The 19,796-nt window shown below is 61.9% G+C and carries 15 protein-coding genes and 4 pseudogenes; 5 read left to right on the plus strand and 14 right to left on the minus strand.

Translation table 11 applies throughout. The features are described 5' to 3' along the window. Positions 1–6: 6 nt before the first annotated feature. The 9 genes from EDM04_RS12070 to EDM04_RS12110 all read right to left on the minus strand — a co-directional run bounded on the left by EDM04_RS12070 (position 7) and on the right by EDM04_RS12110 (position 9,658). A complete protein-coding gene (locus tag EDM04_RS12070) occupies positions 7–855 on the minus strand; it encodes a phosphatase PAP2 family protein (protein ID WP_123622444.1) in 849 nt (282 codons plus the stop codon). Positions 856–1,116: 261 nt separating this feature from the next. Continuing rightward, positions 1,117–2,151, minus strand: a complete 1,035-nt coding sequence (locus tag EDM04_RS12075) for a tyrosine-type recombinase/integrase (protein WP_123622446.1) — start codon at positions 2,149–2,151, stop codon at positions 1,117–1,119. Further along, on the minus strand, positions 2,144–2,524 hold the full coding sequence (locus EDM04_RS12080; RefSeq protein ID WP_123622448.1) for a DUF5805 domain-containing protein: 381 nt from the start codon (positions 2,522–2,524) through the stop codon (positions 2,144–2,146). Before EDM04_RS12080 ends, EDM04_RS12075 begins: the two co-directional genes overlap by 8 nt. A 671-nt stretch (positions 2,525–3,195) precedes the next feature. Next, positions 3,196–4,101, minus strand: coding sequence for a hypothetical protein (locus tag EDM04_RS12085; RefSeq protein ID WP_123622450.1), 906 nt, complete (start codon positions 4,099–4,101; stop codon positions 3,196–3,198). 86 nt (positions 4,102–4,187) lie between these two features. After that, positions 4,188–5,855: a hypothetical protein gene (locus EDM04_RS12090; protein WP_123622452.1), complete on the minus strand. Its 1,668-nt coding sequence runs from the start codon at positions 5,853–5,855 to the stop codon at positions 4,188–4,190. 106 nt (positions 5,856–5,961) lie between these two features. After that, a complete protein-coding gene (locus EDM04_RS12095) occupies positions 5,962–6,795 on the minus strand; it encodes an MBL fold metallo-hydrolase (RefSeq protein WP_123622454.1) in 834 nt (277 codons plus the stop codon). Between the two features lie 348 nt (positions 6,796–7,143). Continuing rightward, the gene (locus tag EDM04_RS12100; protein ID WP_394338982.1) at positions 7,144–8,769 is read right to left on the minus strand and encodes a transposase; all 1,626 of its coding nucleotides are present in this window, start codon (positions 8,767–8,769) and stop codon (positions 7,144–7,146) included. Positions 8,770–8,945: 176 nt separating this feature from the next. Beyond that, entirely contained in the window at positions 8,946–9,137 is a 192-nt protein-coding gene (locus tag EDM04_RS12105) for a hypothetical protein (protein WP_123622456.1), read from the minus strand. A gap of 92 nt (positions 9,138–9,229) precedes the next feature. Then, the gene (locus EDM04_RS12110) at positions 9,230–9,658 is read right to left on the minus strand and encodes a universal stress protein (RefSeq protein WP_123622458.1); all 429 of its coding nucleotides are present in this window, start codon (positions 9,656–9,658) and stop codon (positions 9,230–9,232) included. Positions 9,659–9,899: 241 nt separating this feature from the next. On the opposite strand from EDM04_RS12110, the gene EDM04_RS12115 reads away from it, so the two are divergent. Continuing rightward, on the plus strand, positions 9,900–10,385 hold the full coding sequence (locus EDM04_RS12115) for a cation:proton antiporter regulatory subunit (protein ID WP_123622460.1): 486 nt from the start codon (positions 9,900–9,902) through the stop codon (positions 10,383–10,385). An 8-nt stretch (positions 10,386–10,393) separates the two neighbouring features. Here EDM04_RS12115 and EDM04_RS12120 read toward each other — a convergent pair whose 3' ends face one another. The 3 genes from EDM04_RS12120 to EDM04_RS12130 all read right to left on the minus strand — a co-directional run bounded on the left by EDM04_RS12120 (position 10,394) and on the right by EDM04_RS12130 (position 14,048). Continuing rightward, entirely contained in the window at positions 10,394–10,669 is a 276-nt protein-coding gene (locus EDM04_RS12120; RefSeq protein WP_123622462.1) for a hypothetical protein, read from the minus strand. Between the two features lie 10 nt (positions 10,670–10,679). Beyond that, a complete protein-coding gene (locus EDM04_RS12125) occupies positions 10,680–11,954 on the minus strand; it encodes an IS4 family transposase (protein WP_123622722.1) in 1,275 nt (424 codons plus the stop codon). A 165-nt stretch (positions 11,955–12,119) separates the two neighbouring features. Beyond that, on the minus strand, positions 12,120–14,048 hold the full coding sequence (locus tag EDM04_RS12130; protein ID WP_123622464.1) for an archaea-specific SMC-related protein: 1,929 nt from the start codon (positions 14,046–14,048) through the stop codon (positions 12,120–12,122). A 236-nt stretch (positions 14,049–14,284) separates the two neighbouring features. Between EDM04_RS12130 and EDM04_RS12135 the strand changes: the two are divergent. After that, a pseudogene (locus EDM04_RS12135) lies at positions 14,285–15,369 on the plus strand (ISH3 family transposase); the annotation flags it as partial. Between the two features lie 59 nt (positions 15,370–15,428). Here EDM04_RS12135 and EDM04_RS19150 read toward each other — a convergent pair. Beyond that, positions 15,429–15,560 (minus strand): annotated as a pseudogene (locus EDM04_RS19150) (RNA-guided endonuclease TnpB family protein); the annotation flags it as partial. A gap of 25 nt (positions 15,561–15,585) precedes the next feature. On the opposite strand from EDM04_RS19150, the pseudogene EDM04_RS12145 reads away from it, so the two are divergent. Beyond that, positions 15,586–15,813 (plus strand): annotated as a pseudogene (locus EDM04_RS12145) (zinc metalloprotease HtpX); the annotation flags it as partial. A gap of 743 nt (positions 15,814–16,556) precedes the next feature. Here EDM04_RS12145 and EDM04_RS12150 read toward each other — a convergent pair. Beyond that, positions 16,557–17,345, minus strand: a complete 789-nt coding sequence (locus EDM04_RS12150) for an IclR family transcriptional regulator (RefSeq protein ID WP_123622466.1) — start codon at positions 17,343–17,345, stop codon at positions 16,557–16,559. A gap of 121 nt (positions 17,346–17,466) precedes the next feature. Between EDM04_RS12150 and EDM04_RS12155 the strand changes: the two genes are divergently transcribed. After that, complete coding sequence (locus tag EDM04_RS12155) at positions 17,467–18,717, plus strand: MFS transporter (RefSeq protein ID WP_123622468.1); 1,251 nt, start codon at positions 17,467–17,469, stop codon at positions 18,715–18,717. Between the two features lie 93 nt (positions 18,718–18,810). Continuing rightward, a pseudogene (locus tag EDM04_RS12160) lies at positions 18,811–19,771 on the plus strand (D-2-hydroxyacid dehydrogenase). The last annotated feature ends 25 nt before the right edge of the window (positions 19,772–19,796 follow it).

Below are 19,796 nucleotides of genomic sequence, written 5' to 3' on the forward strand. Positions count from 1 at the left end.
ACGTGATCAGTCGTCGCCGTCGATCCCGATCCCTCCCTGTCGGGGCCGCGTTGCGCTCGATCGCGTCTCCGCGGACGCGACGATGTGCCCGGCCAGCCTAACGCTTCCCCAGCCGAGCGCGAGCCCCGCGACCACGTCCGTCAGCCAGTGGATGCCGAGGTACATCGTAGATATCACGACGCTCGTCGCGACGAACGCGGCGATCGCGAACCAGCGGGAATGTTCGCGCCGGGACCGCCACGCGACGAGGGCGACGGCCACCGCGAGCGACGTGTGAAGGGAGGGGAAGACGTTCGTGTTCGACGACACCGCGGCCGTGAGCGTCTGCGTCGCCGGGTAGAACTGGTACATCAGCCCCTCCACGGTCGGGAGGTGGTTCCGGGGTCCGTACGCGATAAACAGCGTGTAACAGAGGGACCCGATCATGTAGTTCACCACGTACGCGACCAGCAGCTCCTTCAGCCGTCGCTGAGAGGACGACACGAAGTACAGCACCGGCGCGGTCACCAACAGGAACGCGAACCCCAAGACGTACGTCGCCGAGAAGAACTCTAGTGCCGCCGGCGGCACAGCGTTCTGTAGCGTCGCCACGAACCCGCCTTCGACGGCGTGGAGCTCGTCGGTAACGTTCCAGTTCAGCGCGCGCGAGAGCCGGAGCCGATAGCCGTGCGTGGCCTGCTTGAGCAGGAGGAACGCCCCGGCGGCTCCGAGATACGGGGAGACGCCCCGGAACCGGACGGCGAACTCGTCCGCGGTTCGATGCAGCTGTCGACGCTCCACACAGAAGAGGAGGGCCGCCACCGTGCCCGTCAGCACCGAGAGCCCGGTGACCGTGATTACTTCGAGGAGGGACATACGTCGGTTAGTTCACTCTTTCGGCGACGCACCATGAGCGGTTCGGTGTTTGCCGTCCCGACCGCCCGCGTCGGGATCGTGTTCGTCCGGACCGCCATCGCTTCGAGAGTGACTCTGCGTCCGGTTTTTCGAATCGGCGACGATTCGAGAAATCTCCCCATTCAGTATAGCGATATACAATTTATTTGGTCGTCATCGAACGTCAGATGAGTTGGATACTCGGCGACAGAATTCGGTGAAGTCGCTCAGCGTATGCGGTCGCTACTCCAACAGCCGGTACACGTTCGCTTCGTACGTCTCGCGGACCTGATCGCCCCAGTTGTGGGTGTACGTGTCGATCACGTCGTCGGCGACATCGCCACGCAGGTACTTGATGACGCCGCGATCCCCCGTCCTGTCCCGGAGGTGCGTCGTGAAGAAGTGCCGGAAGTAGTGGGGCGTGACGTTCTCGGCGGCGCCGCCGCCCGTGCGGTACCAGCCCGCGTCGCGGGCGTAGCGCTCGACGACGTGTCTGACCGCCTGCGGATCGAGCCGCTCGCCCCACCTCTCCGCGGTACCGACGAACAGGGGGTTCGCGTCCGAAGATCCGTCCGGCCGCACGGCGAGCCACCCTTTCAGCGTCCGCGCCAGCTCGTCGTCGACCGGGATGACGGTGGCCCGCTTGCGCTTGTTCGACGCGGTCCGAACCTCGCCGTTCAGCTCCTCGCCCACCGTCGCGTCCGGGGTGACGTACAGCGAGTTCGGCCGGTCCGCGAGGGCCGGTCGCGTCCCGAGGTCGAACGCCTCTCGGACCTCCTCGTCGTCGATCGCGAGATCGCGGAGATCGAGGTTGCAGAGCTCGCCGACCCGCATTCCGGTCTTCAACAGGGCGACGACGAGCGCGCGGTGGAGGGGATGCCGAACACCGGCGACGAACTCGCGCATCGCCGGAATCGACACGTCTCGTCGCGCGGGATCCTTGTCCACCGTCTCGTCCATCTCCTCCATGACGAGCGTCATGGGGTTCCCCTCGAAGACGCCGACCTCGGTCATGTACCCGTAAAACCGGTGGAGGTACGCCGCGTACGTCGCCACCGTGCTGTCGGCGGCGTCGCCGCGCAGCGAGTGGACGAACGCCATGCAGTCGCGGTGGGTGGCCGACGCGGGCGCGGTCCCCGAGTCGAGAAAGGACTCGAACCGACGGAGCACGCGCTCGTAGGACTCCCGCGTCCGTTCGGTTTTGCCGTGATAGGTGAGGTCCTCGATGAAGTACCCGATCGGATCGTCGACCTCGGCGGGGGCTCGCGCGCTACTCATCGATCAGCGCGTACCCCCCTTCCCGCCCGTTGTACCGGACGCGGTTCCGATCTTGGAGCGAATCGAGCGCGTCTTCCAGCCGACCTTCGAAGTCGTCGAACACCGCGTCGACGAGCTCCTCCCACGAGAGCACCCCGTCGGCGAGCGCCGCTTCCACCCGCCTTTCGAGGTCGCTACCCCCAGGGTCAGACCCCGACGGATCGGGTTCGACGGGGCTGCCGAGCTCCTCGATCGAAAACCCGCGTCTCCCGGCCTGTACCATCGTTCTGACGAACTCGCTTTGGGACATCCCCAACTCGTCGGCGTGGTCCTGCCAGATCGCCTTCTGATCTTCGGGGACGTACGTCTTCACCGAGCGTCGGTCGTCGCTCATCTCTCGACTCGGGCTACTCGGGCCGCCGCCTTCAATCTATCCCATAATTCCGGATAAGGTCACTTATACAGTACTGTAGGACTGCTAAAGAGCGGCTTTGTGTCGAATATCTATGTTTCTAGTACCGTAAAGAAGAGAAGTTGTCACTAGAAATCAAGATATAATTCAACAGTCGATCCGACGAGCTTCGCTTGCCGAGATCATCACGTCGGGTGGTACCGAGTCACTCGAGACGGCGACAACGAGACAGCGGGGACGAGTTCTCGGATCTCGAGGCGATGGTCGCCTCATTCCGTGCTCCGTCGATCGAATCCGATCGGCGGGTTCGACCTCACGTTCGAGGACGGTGGCTACCACTCGGGCCCTGTGGCGCCGGAGAGGCGGACCAAGTCATCGTGCGCGATGTCGGGTGCTGTCCCAGACTCGTCCGGATCAACGCACTCGTCACTTCTTCCGGGGCGTCGCGGGCGCTCTCTCATCACTTACGAGTGTTCTAGCGTCACGGGAGGAGAAATCCACCGAGTAGCATCGGGCCCGTTGCGGCGCCACAGTAGTCGAGGGGGCGAGACCCGGTTACCGGGTCGCTCTCACCGCACATCGATCCGAGATGCACGGGGAAGACGATCGATCGCCGACGAGTATATCGTATGCCGCTATAGTAAGATATCGAGTCAGACGCGGATCTCCGAGGACGCCGCTTCGACGGCGATCGCGTCGAGCGCGCGTTCGACGCGCGGATCGCGTTCGGCCGCGTTCCGCATCAGGACGGTCTCGCTGGGGAAGAGATGTTCGCCGACGACGAGCCCGTGTTCGCGGGCCGTCGAGCCCGTGACCGTGAGGTAGACGCCGAGCCCGACTCGAGCGATGGCGGCTTCCTCCTCTTCGTCCGCGTTCGGATAGACGAACTCGACCCCCTCCAGCGCGTCCGTTCCCAGCACGGCGGTGACGAGCCGCTCGTAGCGCGGAGAGATACACAGCGGCCCCTCGTACTCCGCGACGAAGGCCCGATCGAGGTCGGTGCCCGGCTCGATCCCATCTGGACGCCCCATCAGCGTGTGATACACGGTGTCGCCGAGCCCGTTGACCACGCGTACGTCGGTGTCGACGGGGTCGATCCGCTCGTTGATGTCGGCGATCTGCCCGAGACCGCCGGGCCGGATCCCGACAACCTCCTCCAAGACGAGGTCCGCGGAGTCGAACCCGAGCGCGAACTCGTGCGTCCGGAGCGCTCGGAACGGCTCCTCGCGGCCGACGAGCTTCAGCGTCACGTCGCCGAGATCGACGGTGGCCGCGTCGAAGACGATCCGGCGGGGTTTGCCGTCCCGGTCGTCGCGCAGCAGCGTGAATTCGGGCTCGCGGGGATCTCCGGGGTCTGAGTACTCGCTCAGCCGCTCGTAGGGGCCGTCCTCGGCGTCGACGCGGCCCTTCGTGACGGCCTTCTCGTACCGGAGGGTGTTGCTCACGCGGTCCGCGAGCCCGTCAAGCCGGTCGTCGGGGCCGACGGCCGCGATCCGCTCGAGGACCGCTTCGAGCGGTCGGCCTTTCCTCGGGACGGCGACCGGTACCGGTTCGCTCATTACCGGAGATGGGCCGCCGCGGGTAAAACGGGTTGCGCTTTCCGCTCGCTGCCACTTCGGCGTCGCGGGGCCGCGTCAGACTCCGATTACGGACCGAAGGCCTCGTTGAGCCGTTTTCTGAAGGCTTCGAGCTCTTCGAGGTGGTCGTTGATCGCGTCGATCTCCGACTCGACGTCGTCGAGGTCCTCGCCGAGACGGCCCTCGATGTCGGTCAGGCGGGTGTCGACCTCCGCGAGGTCGTCCCAGAGATCGTCGAACTCCTCGTCGAACCGCTCGGTCCGGGACTCCACGTCGTCCACCCGGGCCTCCGCCGCCTCCAGCCCCGCGGCGGCGTCGTCGACTTCCTCGTACAGCGTCTCCACGTCGTCGCCCAGGTCGTCGACCGCCTCGTCGAGGCCCGTCGTCTCGTCGTCGAGCCGCGACACGTCGTCGGCGACGCCGTCGACGGTCTCCTCGACGCTCGCAACCGACTCCTCGACGCCGGAAACGCCCGATTCAACGCCTTCAACACGGTCGTCGACGTCATCGACGCGCTCGGACACGGCGTCGACCTCGTCGGTCACCGACTCGACCGACTCGCCGACCCGCGAGACCTCCTCGCGCAGGTCGTTCCGGTCGGCGTCGGCAGAGGCGAGCCGGTCGTCGATCGCGGCCGTCTCGGACTCGACCGCGTCCACCTTCTCGTCGAGCTCGTCGAGGATCTCGCGAGCGGTCCCCTCGCCGTCGATGAACTCCGCGAGCGCGTCGGCGTACGCCTCGATGTCGGCGACGCTCGACTGGAGGCGGGCGATCCGCACGTCGACGCTGTGCGGGACGCCGATATCGAGTTCGGACCGCAGGGTTTCGAGGTCGTCGTCGTCCACCTCGCCCGCGCGGATCTCCGAGGCGAGCGCCGCGGCGAGCCCCTCCTCCGGGGCGGGCGCGGGTATCGTCCCCGCCGCGTCGATCGGTTCCTGCTCCTCGTCGACGCCCGACTCGGGCGCTTCCGGCCCGTCGTCAACCGATTCGTCCGTCTCGCCCTCAGTCGTCCCTGCCGCCTCGTCGACCGCCGGCTCGTCCGTCTCGGAGCCGTCCGCGCCAGGCACGTCTTCGACCGATTCCTCGCCGTGCGAGGTGACCGCGGCGGTCCCCTCGACGACCTCACGCGGTTCGGGAGACTCGGTGTCGGCCGGATCCTCGTCGCCTTCCGCGGCCTCCGGGGACTCGTCGGCGTCTCCCGGTTCGGCCGCGGCTTCCGCCTCGGTGACCACGCCCTCGTCGGCTTCGACCGCGTCCGCCTCGCCTTCGGGCGCGAGCGGCTCCTCCATTCCGGGGAGCGTCGCGCGGTCACCGGAGAGAACCTCCCTGACGGCGTCGGTGTCGCCGGCGCCGAGGACGTCTTCGATCTCCTCGCCGACCGGGACGTGCTCTATCACCGGCGTTCCGAGGAACCCGTCGAGGTCCGGGTCGTCGTCGCGGATGCCGAACACCGTCTCGATCCCCTCGTCGGGATCGATCACGCGCTCGAACTCCACGCGGTGGTCCTTGTAGGCGGTCCAGTTCTCGCTCTCGTACTCCGGGTGGAACCCGATGCGGTCCATCGGGAACGACTCGGGGATCCGGTCGACGATGCGCACGCGCACCGGGTCCTCGCGGGTCGAGGAGAGCTCGTACATCACCGCGGGTACGGGGAACGCGTCGTCCGTGAAGGACTTCTCGACGCGAATACCGTCCTCGTCGACGGTCGTCGTCGCTTCTGCCGTCCGTTCGCTCATACGGAGACCCTCCCGGAGCAGGGGCTTAAATTCCACGGGCCGCGTTTCGGCGTTGATAACCACCGATCGGAGAAAATCGCGGTATCGACCCGATCGGGGTCGAGACCTACAGATCGATCCGGTCGCCGATCTCGACTATCTCCAGCCGATTCGGATGCGAGCGGCTCCTGACGTGCTCGTGGAGGGCGGTGGGGTCCGCGGTCAGCCCCTTCCACATGTCCCAGTGAGTCGGGACGAGCCGGTCGAGCGCGAGGTCCTCGGCGGCGGCCGCGATCTCGTTCTCGTCGCTGTACCACTTCGTTTCGACCGGCTCGCCCGTTTCCTTGTCCGGAACTCGGCCGACGGACCCGAACGCGAGGATACCGAGATCGACGTCGAACTTCTCGGCGAGCCCCGAGAACGATTCCGAGGGCTTGCTGTCGCCGGCGTGGAACAGGGTGCCCAAGTCGTGTTCGATCACGTACCCGACCGGGTGCGTCGCGTCCGCGTCCTGCGTTTCGACGACGTGTACGGTGAATTCGCCGATCTTCAGCTCGTCGCCCTCGGTCACCTCGAGGAACGCCTCCTCGTCGACCTCGAAGTCCTCGGTCCAACGCTCCTCCTCGCGGGCGACAGCGAGGGAGTCGTCCGGCGCGACGAAGTCGGCGTCGGTGTTCGCGAGAATCGGGGCCTGCGAGGGGCCGTGGACGTGGTCCGTGTGTTCGTGAGTCGCCAACACCGCGTCCGCCTCGTCGATATCTTCGGGATCGAACGGCACCGGAATCATCCGGATCGTCCGCGGCGGGTCACCGGTGCCGACGTAGGGGTCGATCCAGAGGGTCGTCCCCTCGCTCCCCTTGATCGCGAAGCCGTTGCAGCCCAGGTACCACAGCGCCACCGTGTCGGGGTCGGCGTCCGCAATCGCGCGCGGCAGCCAGTCGCCCCAGTCGGAGTCGGCCATGGCCGACGTTGGGGGTGCATCCGGGGTAATCGTTCCGCTCTCGGCGGGAGTTCGATCGGATCTGCGCGGATTCCGTTGCTCGTAGGACGACACTGAACCGTCCGAAGCCGAGCAAATAAATTGTATGTCGCTATATAAAATCTGGACACAGACGACCCCCACAGTTTCGGAGGATAGGCTAGTTTTGGTTCGAATAGCCATCAAGTCGTGGTGATTCTCAGCGGTCGGGGATCGATTTTGAATCCTTACTCTCGAACTACCGGACGAGCGTACGAAATTGCGTGGATTTTGGCGCTGCTGAATACGGTTGTCACTCTTGAGCGGCGGACCCAGCGAGAGCTCAGCCGATTAGTCGTGCGGGATCAACGCCGAGGCAACGAGCTCAACACACTCACCCGCAGTAATCACAGGTGCGTAGTCCATCTCGCTGTCGATATCCGCTTTCAGCAGGAAGTCGGTCAGCCGCCAGATATTGTACAAGAGGACCGCGAACACGAAGTAGAATAGGCGAACACGGTAATCTTTTGAGGAGGTCTTCGCGAGAAAATCACCTTTGATCGATTTGTACTCACTCTCGATCTGCCACCGGCGGCTGTAGCGCTGACAGAATGTCTCGGCTTCCTCGGGACCGACTCGAAGATTCGTAGCGAAGACGGCCGTTCCCTCTCCACTCGTCGACGGTACGTACAGGAGCCGCATTGGATGCGATCCAGATTCCACATGGACAGAAGCCGATTCAACAGCCACCTCTTGGTCGTCTTCCACCATTTGTTCGAGTACATCCTGTTCGGAGCTGGAGATCCGCTTGGGTATGAGGTAGTTCACATCGAGGTTTGAGAGTGTCTGGAACACTTGTCTCGAGTCAAACTCTCGATCACACAGTACTGTCTCGATCGGAACGTGTTCTTTCGCTCGTCGAACGAGGCGCCGAACAGTACGATGGATCTGATTCGACGGGTTCTCATCCCACTCAGAGCTCTCTCGGACCGGCTCGACAGCCAAGATCAGCGGAATGTTCTGTCCGATGATCGAAAGCGTCGCAAATTTGAACGCTCGACCGTCTCTGTCCTTCGTCCCGCTAACCATCGACATCCCTTCGACATCCCCGTAATAGGGGATGGTCGTGATGTCGATCGCCGCAGTGACTGGACGGCGGAATGAGGATTCAGAAGCGATCACGGAAAGCAAGCGATCCGTTGTCTCATTGAAGCCGTTCACGAGCTCATCGGGATCGAACTGTTTGACAGCGCGGAGGTGCGTGTCTCCGTGGGGTCCATACTCTTCACCACGACGGTACTGGAAGCGAGTCGCTCCCTGCGCGGTTCCACACCGAACCATCCCCATGAACGTCTGTAACTCGAAAAATTGCGTGTCCTCGTACGAGGCGTTCGACGCCCGATCCGAGTCGAAGTGTTCATAGGCGTGATCACGTGCGAGGCGCGTCGTCTGGATGATCTTCTCCTGTGAGAAGGATTTGTCTTCTACTGATCCCCCGTCTTCTTGCGTGTCGTCGACGATCTTTGCCTTAGGCCGCACCTCCGGCGCTGAGATGTTGCGATCGTGGACTTCTTTGACAACGAAGTGGGCGGCAGCGTGGACATATTTGTGGGTCGCGTCGTCAAATCGATTTCGCCACGCCCGTGAGAACGCTGATTCATCGGGCACCCGACTAAACCCGAGGACCGTCGCCACCTCAGGCTGTCGGGTAAGTCGTCGACTGAAGTCGGCGTACGAATCTCCAGTGATCTCCATGAACACGAATGAGAAGACCATCGCGCGAAAGGAGAGTGGCGCGGGATGCCACGACGGATACCCATCTTCAATATTATCAATCGAGTGACTAAGGCTCTCAAACGCGGTGATGAGGTTGCGGTCTTCGAGATTGTTTCTGATAGCAATTCCGAGTTGGTACGCTTCACACAGATAGCAGATTCGTTGGCTCTCACTCTGAGAAGAGCCATTAGAATAATCCATATAATCGCTGATAAGGGTGTAATACCAACACTTTGTTGAATCCCAGCGAATCGTATAGTCGGATTGAGTTCGATCAGTAGAGAGAACTCGAATCGCTCAATACATGGTGGTCTCGGCCGCATAGTCCAGCGGGATCTTAAATTCTTTTCAGACCGTTTGAGGGTGTATCCGGCATCTTAAAGAGTGGATTCCACGTGAGATACGGGCTCATCCTCGATATCGGCTTTTGACCGGATAATTCCATCTCTGTCACTTAAGGCAAATTGATACGAACCCAAAGCGCAGTCGCTACAGTTATCGATCCCTATGACTTCAACGATCACCTCAGTTGTGTACTCGTAGAGTTTTGTATCGGTCACTTCCTCCATTCGCACTCTATGGAGGTATTCGTGAGACGACTATGTTCGAAAGGTGTCTCAGTTGTCAACTTCGCGGGAGTGCTACCCACGGTGCTCGATATTTATTCGAGAGAACTATTTTCGGCATCTGGATCCCGGATCACAGTTACTTCGATACCCGTCGCTTCCTCAATCACTTCCTCTGGGTCTCGCTCTATCCCGAATATCACGCTGAGGAGACGTTGCCATCGATTCCGTCGCTGTTCGCTGAGGACGATCATATCCATCTCGAATTCGATCGCTATTTCGATGACCGCTTCCTCTACAAAGAACCCATCTCGAATAACGTAGTTTGCGTCGATCTCCCCCACTGCAGATTCAACCGCGGCTCGGAGCTCTTTCCGACTGACACGACGGTCCTCTAGAACTTGGTTAAGGTGGAAGATCAACAGTTCAGTTCCTTCATTTCCGTCGGTCAAATCCTGGCCGCGGCGGATTGCCTGTCTGTTCATCTCCGTGAGTGGATATTGGACAGGAACGAGAACGTTCATTCACTACAACTAGCGATGCCGGGGTAAATGTATATTTGTCCTACGGGGCAGCTGTTCGGGATATGAGTGTAGGGAATCCATGAAACTTCAACACTTTCTGAATACTACACGCGGATACTGACCTATGACGGAGGATTTGGAAGGGGTTGCAGCTTCGTCCCATCCGACAGCAGAAAACTGAAATTCGTATAGGCACTATCAGAGGCCACAGTATTATTCGGTTAGCCGACGGACAGCCGATATGACCGTCTACGAGACCGATCTCCCTGGTGTCGGCCGCAAATTCGACCTCGAATTAGCTGATGACAGCCTCGCCTCGGTCGTCGTCCATCACGACGGCCGGTGTGAACTCTACCGACGGCCTGATCGAGACACCAACGGCGAGAAACTCCTCGACCTCACGGGAGACGAAGCAAACAAACTCGGGTCGATTCTCGAAGGGGCGTACTTCGAGTCGGTGAATGTCGACGAGTTGACCGTCCCACTCGGCGACGCAATCATCGAGTGGATCGAGGTCCCGAGGGACTCCCCACTTGCCGGGGTGACGCTCCAGGAGATCGAACTCAAACGCCGGACGGGGACGACTGTGATTGCAATTCAGCGAGGCACGGAAACGACGCCGAATCCGGCTGCCGATTTTGAACTCAGCGCAGGAGACATCCTCGTCGCTATCGGGACGCGTGAGGAGCACTCAGCACTGAATGCCCTAGCGAAGGGCGACGCCTGACTACGGTCTCACTCAGTGTGGAATCCGCGTGCGACGCGTTCGATGAAGTAAGCGTTCCGCATCAGTATCGTCCCGAGGATACTCGTGAGCAAGACGTAGCCGACGGTGAACGCCGGAATCGTCTCCCGGAGGGCGTCAGTGGTTCCAGCAGTCACGAGGAAGGCGGCGATCACTAACGAAAACTCCCCGCGGGGAGCGAGCGCACTCGCCATCTTCGAGGCCTGTTCAATGGAGAGACCGAAACTCCGGCCAGCGAAGAACCCACTCGCTATCTGGCCGAGCATCCGTCTTTAGTTAAGTCTCACACCTCGGTTGTGTAGCGGTAGCGAGCGTCTCTTGTAAGATTGGTCGTTGCTGGTGGATCTTTTGAGCGTCTTCGATCAGCCGGTCGAGCAGCGGCGGCGGTGAGTAGCCGAGGAACTCACCGAGTTCGTGGAGAATGAGCTGGGCGTGCGACCGGAAGGTCGCCGCCCAGCGCTCTGTCGGAAACACAAGCTCATCATCCGCCTGCTCAGTGACTAGATCCAACAGATCGCGGCTTACAAGCAGCGACAGCAGCGCTGCGTACAATAAGATCCTCACCACGTGTTCGTCACTCGTGTCGAACTCGTCCAATTCGTACTGCGTCTTCAGCTCCCGGAACAGCAACTCAACTTCCCACCGACAGCGGTAGATCTCCGCTAAATCCGCCGGAAAGAACTCCTCCCTAGCTAAATTCGTCATGTACAGGTGGTAGTCGTCGGCGTCCTCGTTGCGGACGCCGACGACGCGAAATCGCTTCGTATCCAGCGACTGTGTCCCATTGTACGGCCCCCGTTTGAATTCGACTTCGACCTCCACATCGATGTATTTCCGGTCAAGGTCATCGAGAACAGCTCGGAGCTGCTTGCCCTCTAAGGGAATGGCGCGGCCGCGCCATTCCCGTAATTCTGCCGTAATCACCGGGTTTGCGTTCTGCTTCAGCCGACTCACGAAGTAGCCGTCGTTCTCGTCGATCAGCGCAAACCGGCGGTACTTGAAGTAGGCAAGATCGAACAACACGAGGCGATTCTCAAGCCACGGCCCTGTTTTGAACAAGGTGCTGTCGTGCGTTTTCTCGTTAGCAGTATCGAGCCGTTCAATCGTCTGCTCTGTGGCATTGTGGAGCAGGTGGAGCTTCGCTCCAGCCTGCTCCTCGTGGCGGGCTTCGAATTGGTCTGAGAGAAATTCGTGTAACCGCAACACCGTTCCATCAGCGATCATCACGTCTCTAAATCGGTCGATATCAGCGTCAACAGCGTTAGGAACAGCGACCTCGTCGAGACCGCGCTCGACGAGGTCGCGGAGATACTCTGCAAGCGTCGGTGTCAACCGCTGATAGAATCCACCCGGAGAGATCGTCTCATCGGCAGTAGAGTTGTAACAGCGTCTAAACCCGGCGAGTGTTCGGCTTTCGCCTGCGGCGAAGCCGAACACGAACGCCCAAACGAAGGCAGGGATCTGGAGCTTGCGGTCACGTTCGACCACGCCGAGTTCCTCGGCGTGCTCTTCGAGGAACTCAGAGGGAAACAGTGTAGTGAGTCGACGCATAATTCGAGATGAGGAGTCCTTGTCGTGCACAGACTGGACTTCCTCATTCCTTCCGAAAGATGCCTCGATAAGCCGCCGCTATCTCGCGGTTTCTCGCTTAACTAAAGACAGATGACCGCTCGAGATTCCTCCATCTTCAGGCGCAGGAGGATGTCAAGATAGGGATCAGTCGATGGTTTCGACGTGGGCGTACTCGTCGGGGAGGGCAACAGCGTCCTCGGGGAGGAGCGCGGCGACGAGGTAGTCGGCGTGCGTCCGGAAGTAGTCGACGACGCACGCGATTCGGTCCGAGTCGATTGCTTCGAGTGAGTCGAGCAGGACAAACGGGACGGTCTCGTGAACGTCGTGGACGAGGTAGCCGGCGAGCGCGAACACGAGGCCGGTCACCTCGCGTTCGCTCTCCGAGAGGTGGTCGACCGTGTCCTCGTAGGCTGTCCCGTCGGGCGACGAGCGGACGATGTGGAGGTCGAAGCGCGTCCGCGTGACCTTGCGGCGTCCCTCCCGAACTTCGATCTCGCGACGCTCGATCCAGATCCGGTCGAGGTTCCCGTACTCCAAGATGTCGAGCACCGTCTCCATGTGCTCGTTGAACCCCTCGACGGCGTTCTCCTCAATGCGGTCGACGCGCGTCCGGAGCTCTGTCATGCGGTCGGCGAGCTCCTCGTGCTCCGCATTCAGGTCCTCACGACGCTCGATTGCGGCCTCCCGCTCCTCGATCTCGCCGTCGATCTCGTCGATCTCGTCTTCGAGCCGCTCGATCCGAAGCTCGATCCCGTTCGCCTCGCGGTGCTGCTCCAGCGCCTCGTTGTAGCCATCGACGTCGGTCGACTCGGCCTTCTCCTCCAGCTCCTTGATCTCGTCCTGTTTGGACTCGAGACGCTCCTCTAAGTCGTCGATCCGCGACTCGGTCGACTCAATCTCCGTCCCGACCGCGTCGAGCCGCTCCTCGGCGCGCTCGATCTCGCGTTGCTCCTCGCGGACCGACGACTGCCGGTCGGTGAGCTCCTGTATCTCCGCGCGGATCTCGTTGTGCTCGTCGAGCTTGTCGGAGCGGAGCTCCCGGAAGCGGTCGAGCGTTGCCTCGATCTGGTCGGTCTCAACCTCGGACCCGCAGGTCCAACACATCGTCTGGTCGCCCGCGGTCAGCGCGTCCGTCGGGTCGTCGTCGGGCATCCCCTCGTCGATGTCGATCCCCGAGCCGTCAACCATGTCCTCGTTAAAGCCGATGACGCTCCCGAGCTCGTTGATCTCGTTGTCGAGCGAGCGCTTCCGGCGGCGCAGCTCGTCGATGCGGCCGGCGAGGCGGTCCGGGTTCTCGTCCGGATCCTCCGCCGCCTCGACCGTCTCCTGTAACTCTTCGCGCTCTGATTTCAGCTCCGAGAGTGTCGAGTGTTCCGTTTCCAGTTCGAACTTGAGGTCGTCGAGTTTGGACCGCGCGTCGTGGACGCGCTGGAACGCCTCCTCGAGCTCCTCTTTGCGCGTTCGGCTCTCCTCAATGTCGGCGTCGAGCTCGTCGAGCTCCTCGCGGACCGCTTCCAGTTCTTCCTGTGCCGCCTCCAGCTCCTCAACCTTCTCGCGGCGGTCGGCTTCGAGGCCGGGGAGGTCGCGTTCGAGGTCGTCGATCTTTTCGATCTCGGACTCCAGGCTGTCGCGCTCGCGCTTACACTCGCGGATCTCCGCGTCGATCGAGTCGGTGTCGATCGGACGCATGATAATCTCGCGGAGGTCGTCGCCCCGCGCCACCGCCCGGCGCGCCTCGTTGTTCTCTAAGATGAACGCGAACAAGTCGGCCAGCTCCGGATCGTCGAGGTACGGATCACCGCCGAAGGAGATCGAGTCGCCGCGGCGCTGGAGCGTCCGTGTGTGCGTCTCGTCGCCGAGTTCGAGGTTCACCTCGCCCTCCTCGGCGTCGCCCTTCAGCGAGCTCTGCCGGCTGCCGAGGCCGGCCATCAGCGCCTGTAGGAAAGAGGTCCGGTTCGTCGCATTTCGCCCGGTCAAAATCGAGACGCCGTCGGGGAGCGTCACCGACGCCTCGTCGATGCCGCCGATGTTTCGCACATCGACGCGGACGGCGGGTTTCGAGGTCTGAGCCATCAATATAGTATGAGAAAGATAGTTGTGGTGTTAAATCTACGGCTCTATTGTAGGTAACATACTTGACTCAACTGCGGTCAATATTAAGTGGACTACGTGAGAAACACCAAGCCGATAACGCGGCCTTTTTTATCAATTGAGCCATGTTAAGTTAACCATGATTCCACCAGACGGCGTAGCAGTAGTTTTCAGTACATCACAAAGCCGCTTAGTTAGAACGTCTGCTTGCTGAAGGTGTGTCTACGACCCAGCAAGCAGACAGTGAGATTCACGAGGACCAGCTTCTTAACTTTCTCGGCAACCGGCTTGACGAGGAAGTTCCGCTTTCTTTAGCCAATAACGCTAAAATCACTGCTGAGGACATCTATGAGGTCCTCGTCGGCGCTTGCGCCGACGGGACCTCTGTCTCTACGCTCTGTGCGTCGAGTCAGAACGGCCTCGCTGCCAACACGATCCTCTACCATCTCCGACGAAGTTCGAGCCGGAACGGCTCGAACGAGTCGCTAACACGCTTCTTTGACGAGATGTCGTCGGACTGCTTCCTGAGCAGGTGGAGGTCTGCGCAGACCTCTACCTGCGGCCCTACTACGGTGATGAAGACGACACGGAGACCCTCTATCACTCGGAAGCCAAGCGTGGAACCACCGCGTTCCACGCCTACGCGACACTCTACGCGCGTGTGAGGAACAAACGCTACACGCTGGCGGTGCGCCGTCTCGAAGACGGCGACACCGCCAGCAGCGTCCTCGCTGAGTTCTTTGGTGTCCTCGACGGCCTTGACACCGAGGTCAAGGCCGTCTATCTTGATCGCGGATTCTACGACAGCAAGTGCCTCACGCTGCTTCAGACGCATAACTACGCGTACGTAATCCCGATCATCCGGTGGGGGAAGATGATTCAGCAAGAGCTCTCGGAAGGGTGGAGTCGTGTCATTCAGCATGATCTGACAGGAAAACTCGACGGTCCAGCTGTGACCGTCGAGTTTCCCGTCTACATCGATTGTACGTACCTGAACGGGAAGTATGACGAACACGGTATGGCGCGTCACGGCTACGCCGCTGACGCGCCGTTCATCGAGAGACCACGCGACGCTCGATACCACTACGCGAAACGGTTCGGTATCGAGTCGAGCTATCGCTTGTCCGAGCAAGCGATAGCGACGACAACGACACGAGATGCGACGGTGAGACTGCTGTACGTCGTGGTGAGTCTGCCGTTACAGAACGTCTGGCGGTATCTCCACTACGAATATGTGGCGACGCCGCGCCGTGGCGGGCGTCGCCTCTGGTGGTGGCCGTACAAGGAGTTCGTGAAAGTAGTCCCACTGTGTTGACCGGAACCGGCGTAGAGCGTATCATTTTCTGAGAATTTCAACAAAGCCGATGTGACCTGTTCTTGAGACGCAAATGCGCCAGTTTCCTTGTCAAACAAGAACGTCGATGGCTGTGCCAACCAGCCGTTACTCCTATTCACCGACAGATTCGGTGAACTCGGAGATACTTCAGCGGCGACAACCGACAGGGCGCGCTCGTCATCGTCGCTGATCACAGGCAAGCCCGGCGCGCTCGCCTCTGCGCTGATGACGATCGACGGCCAGATGGACCGCGTGCCGAAAGAGGACCTTCACGAAGAGGCGGAGATGAACGCCTTCTTCATCATCCCGGTCTGCGCCGGCTTCGTCGGTCGGATCGCCTCGACGCACCCCTCAACGGAAAACCGGATCGAGTGGCTACGCGACCTCGAGCGGGAGACGGAGACGACCTGAGGCGGGCCATCTCGATGACCACCGGTCGGCAGCGAGGTTCCGAATTTCTCTCTTTTTAAGTTGGTAGTCGAAACGCACCGGACCACCGTTTACGCCGTCACGGTGCGTTCGATGAGGTCGAATCATGAGAGGGGAAACGGCCCCCGACGACCGGCGACCCAACTCATCGACTACGGCCAGCGTGACGGCGACGATCGGGTAGTCGGATGTTGGGTCCGCTCACGGACAGGACCTACATACCAAGAAGATATACTAATAAGAAATATAGCACTTTGGGTGAGGTATCTCACGGATAGAGGTATAATACACAGAAAACGTCTAAACCAGAAGATGACTCAACTAGGATCTGTTATAATATATGAGTCTAGTTGTAGAAAAATTTGTTTTAAATCAAAATAATATGTATTCTAATTTTATTTTAACAACTTGCGAGTCAGTGGCCGAAGGCGACCGTCGATCAACAGCCGAACATCAGTTAGAACGGAATTTAAATAAGCATACAAATTAAAATGTATGTATGAAAATTTGTAGGTACAGATTCAACGCCGAAACCCGAACTGTACCGTCGAGATTCTCTCGGCAGTGAGCTTGTAGTGGTTGGGGTGAAGAGGAAGACAAACCGACCCAAATAACAACAGTACCTTTGTTATTTACTCGCTGAAAATCACTTTTGAGTTGTTGGCCGTGTATTTGTTCGATATGCTCGAACAAAAGGAACGGTGAGCGAGAGTCAGTCGCCGGCGTCAGGAGTGCGCGATGTTGAGTTCGAGTTCGTTGGCCGCCCCGAGCAACAGGTCGGGGAGCTCGGACTCAAGTCGCTCGCCGTTCAGGCGGTGAGAGGGGCCGGTGACGCTGAGCCCGCCGATCACGTCGTCGTCCGGGCCGCAGATCGCGACGCCGACGGCGTGGGTCCCGCGGAGCGACTCCTCCCGGTTGAAGTAGTATCCCCGCTCCCTCCCGGCTTCGATCTCCGCGCGGAGCTCCTCCGGGTCGGTGATGGTGTACTTAGTCACCGGATCGAAGGATATGCGTTCGAACATATCGGACAGTTCCGGCTCCGGCAGCTCCGCGAGGATCGCCTTCCCGGCCGACGCCGCGTACAGGGGGATACGGCTGCCGATACCGGGATCGGTGCGAACCGCCTGATCGCCGACGGCCCGGGAGAGATACACCGCCTTTCCGTGCTCCTCGACGAAGAACTGCGCGCGCTCGCCGGTCACCTCGGCGATCTCCTCGACCTTCCGTCGCACGAGGTCGTACCCCCGGTAGCTGCTCCGAGCGGTGACCCCGACCTCAAGGAAGCGGAGCCCGACGTGGTAGCCGTCGTCGCGGTGAACGACATAGCCGAGCCCCTCCAAGGTGTGGAGGTGTCGGTGGACCGTACTCTTCGCGTAATCGAGCTCGCTCGCCAGTTCCGCCAGGGACGCGCCGTCGTCGTCGACGAGGCGTCGGACGATGTCGAACATCGTCTCTGCGGTCCGAACCGTGTCGCCCCCGGCCCCGTTCTCGGCGTCGATCGATGGTTCGGTCATGGTCGACACTCGGTGTCCACGTATATAAGTGTTCGATATAGTCGAACGACATCCGGCCGGCGAGCGGGCCTCGTCTGTCGTAACACGTAGGTTTAATTCGGGAGGCCGTGTGCGAACAGGCGTGGTATCACTCTCGTCGATCGCGGGAGCCGACTCGGGGATCGTTCGGGAACGCCCCTTCCAGTTGCTGCTGCTCATCAACGTGCTCCCGCCGCTCGGCACTGCCCTCCTGTCGCCGGTACTCGGCTCGTTGGTCGAGCCGCTCGGCGCGTCGATGGCGAACATCGGCCTCATGATGTCGGCGTTCACCGCGCCTTCCATCTTCGTCATCCCGATAGCGGGGGTCATCTCCGATCGGTACGGGCGGCGGCCGGTGCTGATCTTCGGACTGTGCTGGTTCGGACTCACCGGCACCGCGATCGCGTTCGTCTCCGCGTTCGGCGCGGCGCTCGCGCTGCGCGCGCTCCAGGGGATCGGGTTCGCCGCGCTCACGCCCATCATCATCACCAGCCTCGGCGACCTGTACGCGGGGACGAAGGAGGCGACCGCGCAGGGGCTCCGATTCACCGGCTCCGGGCTCTCGCAGACGGTTTTCCCGTTGGCCGCGGGCGTCCTCGTCGGGATGGCGTGGCAGTACCCGTTCCTGCTGTACGCCGTCGCGTTCCCGATCGCGGCCGTCGTCTACGTCTACTTCGAGGAGCCGCTCGACGAGGCGGCCGACGAGGAGTCCGAGGCCGGGATCCGAGAGCAGTTGAGCGACATGCGGACGCTCGTCGCGCACCGGCGGGCGTGGGCGATGGTCGCCGCCCGCGGAACGGCGAACATCGCGTGGTTCGGGTTCCTCACATACAATTCGATACTTGTCGTCAACGTCCTCGGCTACACGCCGGCGGAGGCCGGAATCCTCGCGGCTCTCGCGAGCCTCACGTACGCGCTCGCGGCGTCGCAGGCGGGTCGCATCGCCGACCTCTTCGACGACCGGCTCTACCCGCTCATCGCGACGAACCTGTCGATGGGCGCCGGTCTCGCGCTCACCTTTCTCGCCCCGTCGATCGCGGTCGCCGCCGTCGGCGTCGTGTTCATGGGGGCCGGGTTCGGGCTCGTGCTCTCCATCTACCGGAGCGTCATCACGACGCTCCCGCCCGCAGACCTGCGCGGCGGGCTCGTTAGCCTCGGCGAGGGCAGCGGGCGCGCGGCGGCGACGGCGACCCCGGTCGTCATGGGCGTCGCGGTCGCCGTCGCGAGCGCCGCGCTCGGATTTGAAACGGCGGTTCGCGCGGTGGGGGTGGGAACCGGTGTCGTCAGCGCCGGCGTCGGAATCGCCTGCCTCCTCCTGATGAGCACGTCGCCGCCGATCCGGATGGACGAGTGAGACGATAGCGCGACGCCGCCAGCTCGACGCGGCCCGCTCCCGCCGCCTACCGCCACCCCGAGAGCTTTGTCGGCCGGCCGCGTCGCGTGGACCATGTCCACCATCGACGTCGCGGTGCTCGATCACGACGCGCACGGCATTCCGGCGGCCCAATACGCGGAGATACTCGCCCGACGACTCCCCGACCGCGAGGTCCGTCTCGCCGCGACGCCCGACGAACACGAGCGGTACCTGCGGGAGGTGACGGTCGTCGCCGGGAAGTACATCGACGCCGAGGAGGTGGCGACCGCCGAGAACCTGTGGCTGTTCGCGTACAACGCCGCCGGCGTCGACCACCTCCCGCTGGACGCGCTCGCCGAGCGCGGCGTCGCGGTGACGAACGCGTCTGGCGTCCACGGCCCGAACATCGCCGAGCACGTGCTCGGCTGGGTGCTGACGTTCGCGCGGCGGCTCGACGAGGGGCGCCGTCGCCAGCAGCGCCGAGAGTGGCGCCGCTTCCAGTCGTTCACCGAGCTCGCCGGCAGCACCGTCACCGTCGTCGGGCTCGGGTCCATTGGCGAGGCGGTCGTCGAGCGGTTAGAGGGATTCGGCGTCGATACGGTCGGCGTCCGCTATTCGCCGGAGAAGGGCGGGCCGACGAACGAGGTGGTCGGCTACGACGACCTCCCAGAGGCGTTACCGGGGACGGACGTGCTCGTCCTCGCGTGCCCGCTGACGGAGACGACCGAGGGACTGATCGGCGAGGCCGAGCTCGATGCGCTGCCGACGGATGCGGTCGTCGTCAACGTCGCGCGCGGCGGCGTGATCGACACACCGGCGCTCGTGGACGCGTTGCGCTCGAACGCGCTTCACGGGGCCGCCCTCGACGTCACCGATCCGGAGCCGCTCCCGACCGACCACGACCTGTGGGGGGTTCGAGAACGTCTTCCTGACTCCCCACGTCGCGGGCCACACCCCGAAGTACTGGGAGCGGCGCGCGGACGTCCTCGTGGAGAACCTCGAACGGATCGCCGAAACCGGCGAGTACGACGGGCTGCGAAATCAGGTGGCCTGAGAAGCGCGGTCCGAAGGGAGAGAAA

The sequence above is a fragment of the Halorubrum sp. CSM-61 genome, from assembly GCF_003781945.1.
In the GTDB taxonomy this organism is placed as follows: domain Archaea; phylum Halobacteriota; class Halobacteria; order Halobacteriales; family Haloferacaceae; genus Halorubrum.

Coding starts and splice junctions, on each gene's coding strand:
- EDM04_RS12080 (WP_123622448.1), bottom strand. CDS start 2,524: ATGAGCGACGACCGACGCTCGGTGAAGACGTACGTCCCCGAAGATCAG.
- EDM04_RS12075 (WP_123622446.1), bottom strand. CDS start 2,151: ATGAGTAGCGCGCGAGCCCCCGCCGAGGTCGACGATCCGATCGGGTAC.
- EDM04_RS12120 (WP_123622462.1), bottom strand. CDS start 10,669: ATGCTCGGCCAGATAGCGAGTGGGTTCTTCGCTGGCCGGAGTTTCGGT.
- EDM04_RS12115 (WP_123622460.1), top strand. CDS start 9,900: ATGACCGTCTACGAGACCGATCTCCCTGGTGTCGGCCGCAAATTCGAC.
- EDM04_RS12105 (WP_123622456.1), bottom strand. CDS start 9,137: ATGGAGGAAGTGACCGATACAAAACTCTACGAGTACACAACTGAGGTG.
- EDM04_RS12070 (WP_123622444.1), bottom strand. CDS start 855: ATGTCCCTCCTCGAAGTAATCACGGTCACCGGGCTCTCGGTGCTGACG.
- EDM04_RS12100 (WP_394338982.1), bottom strand. CDS start 8,769: ATGGATTATTCTAATGGCTCTTCTCAGAGTGAGAGCCAACGAATCTGC.
- EDM04_RS12085 (WP_123622450.1), bottom strand. CDS start 4,101: ATGAGCGAACCGGTACCGGTCGCCGTCCCGAGGAAAGGCCGACCGCTC.
- EDM04_RS12095 (WP_123622454.1), bottom strand. CDS start 6,795: ATGGCCGACTCCGACTGGGGCGACTGGCTGCCGCGCGCGATTGCGGAC.
- EDM04_RS12130 (WP_123622464.1), bottom strand. CDS start 14,048: ATGGCTCAGACCTCGAAACCCGCCGTCCGCGTCGATGTGCGAAACATC.
- EDM04_RS12150 (WP_123622466.1), bottom strand. CDS start 17,345: ATGACCGAACCATCGATCGACGCCGAGAACGGGGCCGGGGGCGACACG.
- EDM04_RS12110 (WP_123622458.1), bottom strand. CDS start 9,658: ATGAACGTTCTCGTTCCTGTCCAATATCCACTCACGGAGATGAACAGA.
- EDM04_RS12125 (WP_123622722.1), bottom strand. CDS start 11,954: ATGCGTCGACTCACTACACTGTTTCCCTCTGAGTTCCTCGAAGAGCAC.
- EDM04_RS12090 (WP_123622452.1), bottom strand. CDS start 5,855: ATGAGCGAACGGACGGCAGAAGCGACGACGACCGTCGACGAGGACGGT.